At 38.9% G+C, this 3,705-nt stretch carries 4 protein-coding genes; 2 read left to right on the forward strand and 2 right to left on the reverse strand.

Annotated elements, in window-relative coordinates:
* Positions 1–36 precede the first annotated feature (36 nt).
* A complete protein-coding gene (locus DBR11_RS23735) occupies positions 37–636 on the forward strand; it encodes a DUF6515 family protein (RefSeq protein ID WP_108555077.1) in 600 nt (199 codons plus the stop codon).
* A gap of 67 nt (positions 637–703) precedes the next feature.
* Here DBR11_RS23735 and DBR11_RS23740 read toward each other — a convergent pair whose 3' ends face one another.
* Positions 704–1,447 (reverse strand): metallophosphoesterase, encoded by a 744-nt coding sequence (locus tag DBR11_RS23740; protein WP_108555078.1) that lies wholly within the window; start codon positions 1,445–1,447, stop codon positions 704–706.
* Positions 1,444–2,634 carry an MFS transporter gene (locus tag DBR11_RS23745; protein WP_108555079.1) on the reverse strand — a complete coding sequence of 397 codons (1,191 nt, stop codon included), beginning with the start codon at positions 2,632–2,634 and terminating at the stop codon, positions 1,444–1,446. Before DBR11_RS23745 ends, DBR11_RS23740 begins: the two co-directional genes overlap by 4 nt.
* Before the next feature lie 87 nt (positions 2,635–2,721).
* Between DBR11_RS23745 and DBR11_RS23750 the strand changes: the two genes are divergently transcribed.
* Positions 2,722–3,552, forward strand: a complete 831-nt coding sequence (locus DBR11_RS23750) for an AraC family transcriptional regulator (protein ID WP_108555080.1) — start codon at positions 2,722–2,724, stop codon at positions 3,550–3,552.
* Positions 3,553–3,705: the final 153 nt, after the last annotated feature.

Consider the following 3,705-nt stretch of genomic DNA (forward strand, 5'->3'; position numbering starts at 1 on the left):
TGGTTAGGGTGTGTATTAAAATAAATCATCTTCGATATGAAAAACTGGAATAAATCACTGCTCAGTTTAATAATCGCCGCCCTGGCGATGCTGAGTACAGCATCCGCCCAAAACAGAGGACAACAACGTCAAAGTAATGGTCCAGGCAGCAGGCCGGACAACAGACCTGCTCACCAAACTGTTTTACGTGAAGCCAACGTCCACTACAAGAATATGCCAAAATGGAATGCAGCAGCTCCATCAAAACCTGTGGCTCCAATTCGGCTACAAGCAGGTAAAAATCCCTACTATTTCAGTAAAGGTGTCTACTATACACGTAAAAACAATTCTTATGTTGTATCCAGGCCTCCAAGAGGTATGCGCCTTAAAGTCCTCCCGGTTGGCTATAGAACAATTCCTTTTGGAGGGCTGAGTTATTATTATTATTTCGGTACTTTCTATAATCTGGATCCTGCATCAAACCAATATGTCGTTATTGATCCACCAGTTGGCGCTATTGTAGATGCGCTGCCTGATGGCTATGAAATACAGGTAGTTAACGGCATTGAGTATTATTATTTTGACGGAACGTATTATGCTGAAGTGGACGCTCCGGAATTTCCAAATGGCATTGGCTACCAGGTTGTTAATTTCTAAAGAGTTAGGGCCCGAAAATCTGCGGGCCCTTTAAAAATTTGCTATACAGGTATCTATAAAAATCTAATTACCGATTTAGGAAATTTGCATAAAAATCTGGAATCTTACTTTTACGTATAGCTGTAATGGTTTTCTCTTTCTGATATTGAAGTCTAATAATCTCCGCACCGATCTCTTCCTCATCAATAGTCAGCATACAATAACTAGCCAAACCTCCAGTTTCTTTTGATCTGCCAACCGAACCACAGTTTACCAGTACCAAATTTGGCGAAGCATTTTCATCAGCAAGAATTTTCCGAATGTAAGGCAAATGCGTATGTCCCATTACCAGAACGTTCGCTTGTTCAATCTGTAGCATCTGCTTTAAGTCCGCGGTATCGTGATCGTCATAGATATATTCTTCATTATCCCTTACACTACCATGAACGAGCAAAAGATTTGGTTCATGTGTTTTTCCAAAGTTCAATTTTATCTGACGGGGTAAGCTGGCCAAATAATCTTTATTTGTCTGGGTCAGTATTTTCTTGGTATGATCAATTGCCAGAGTTCTTGCTGCTGTTTCTTCTTCACTATGTTTAGCCAGGGGCAGGATATCCAAATCAAAAGCAACTCTTTCATCGTGATTCCCCATCAGACAAGGGATTTTGTGTTTTCTGATCAGATCGATCACTTCATTACTCCAAGGGGCAAAATCAACCAGATCCCCCAAACAATAGATCTGATCTGCACCTTTCCTTTCTATATCCTCAAGTACCGCTTCTAGAGCGGGCAGATTTCCATGTACATCGCTGAAAATGGCTATTTTAATCATTTCACAGTCCTCCTTCGGGTTACAGTTTCGGATACAATTACTATGAGCAAGGCAATCCCACTCCAAATCAGCATTTGATAGGTTGAAAGATTCCAACCTCCTAATTTCCAGGACAGCAAACCGCAATAGGTACCGACAGCTCCTCCAATAAAATACATGGTTACATAAATGGTATTCAAGCGACTATGCGCATGTTCATGCAAGCTGTAGATACGGGCAAAATTGGTGATCTGTGTAGCTTGAACACCAATATCCAAAAAGAAAATACTAATCATTAAGGCAATCACCGAAAAAGGAAAAACTTTAATGAGCAATATACTCCCAATCATTAAAGAAACAGAAATCCACAAAGACCTGAAGGTATTTCCTTTATCGGCAAGCTTTCCAAAATATGGAGCAACAAGTGCGCCCCCAATGGCAATCAGGCCAAATAATCCTATTGTACCAGTTTGATAATTCAAAGGAACTGTACTCAGATGAAAGGTTAACGTTGTCCAAAAGGAACAAAATACACCGAAGGTAAAAGATCCCAGCAGGCAGGCTTGTCTTAATACCCTGTGTTCTCTTATCAGAGATAAAGTTGATTTTAAAAGATCAAAGTAATTTCCTTTGAATTTGGGTGGTACATTAGGTAAATAGAGTTTGATCAATATGGTGATCACTAAAACCATACCTGCCGATATGCCGTAGACATACCTCCAGCCAAGCCATTCCGCAATTAAACCGCTAATAACTCTGGCTCCCAGGATACCAACGAGTATCCCGCTAAAAACCTTTCCAACTGTTTTACCCCTGTTCACCGGATCAAGCGTTGCGGCCATGGGCAAAATGATCTGTGCGGGGACAGAACATATACCTATGAGTAAGCTCAGTATATAGACCTCCAGCAGTGTCTTTGCCAAGGCAAATCCAATTAAAATCAAAGTCAGCAGACCCGCCATGAGGACGATCAGATTTTTCCGGTTGACTTTATCACCTAAGGGCAATACAAAGAACATCCCTAGTCCATAACCGATCTGTGAAAGCATCGCTACCTTACCGATCTCCATTTCACTTGCCCCAACAGAAGCCCCTATTTCTTTCAGAATAGGCTGGTTATAATAAATATTAGCAACGATAATACCTGCAGCAATAGCCATAAGCGGAATAATTGCAGGATGTAATTTTACTTTTGATGCTGTAGGCATAGGAATTTAAAAATTTTGATGCAAACCTAGGCCTTCAACCAGCACATAAATTGTACATTTAAACAATAAATTTGTAAATAACACCAATTGGAAAGATTTATACAGCACGATGCACTTTATATCAGGCATTTTACCACAACTCAATGGCCTTTTCCTGTGCACAATCACAATCATTTCGAACTGGCCTTTATTCATTCCGGCAATGGTTTTCATTATCTGAATGAAGTACCTCAGTGGTATCAGGGACCTTGTTTATTCCTGCTCTCTCCTGAAGACTATCACATTTTCGAGATCCAGGACAGAACAGAATTTAGTATATTAAAATTTACAAATATCTATTTAGATGGTCCCTTTGCTGATCAGGGATTACAAGAATGGAGCAAATTAATGGAACAGTTACTGGCAATGAGTTCTACCCTACAGTCTTGTTTGGTCAATTCTGCAGAAGAGCTTTTTAAAATAGAACAATTGATCCGTTTAATTATCCGGGAATGGGAAACCAGCCAGAATTCTGGAAACGAAACCATCTTTTATCTTGTCCGGGCAGTATTTTCACTCATCAAAAAAACAGCAGTAAAGAAATTATCTCCAAAGATTTCCAGTCAGGAGAACACAGTAATGTCTATTGTAAACTATATCCATAAGCAGATCCGTAATCCCCGTAGCTTACAGCTTAAGGAGCTTGCAGAGGTGTTTAATTTTTCACCTAATTATCTAACTGGATTGTTTAAAAAACAAATGGGGGTACCGATTAAAACTTATATTGACAATTACAAACTGAAATTGATAGAGAATAAACTTAAATACACGGAATACCCACTAAAGGAGATCAGTATTGAATTTGGGTTTAATGATCTGAGTCATTTTAATAAGTTTTTCAAAAAAAATTACGGAACCAATCCAAAAGAAGCGAGATAGACAATCGTAATAAATTACGCAATTAATTTATTCATAATATTTCTCTGACAATTGTACCGCAATATTATCCGTACCTTTGACCATGGAAAATAAATACGTTGAAACTATACAAGTAGAGAAAAACGGAAACTATTACATCGTACACAATCTGGG

It is taken from the genome of Pedobacter sp. HMWF019 (assembly GCF_003061025.1).
In the GTDB taxonomy this organism is placed as follows: Bacteria; Bacteroidota; Bacteroidia; order Sphingobacteriales; family Sphingobacteriaceae; genus Pedobacter.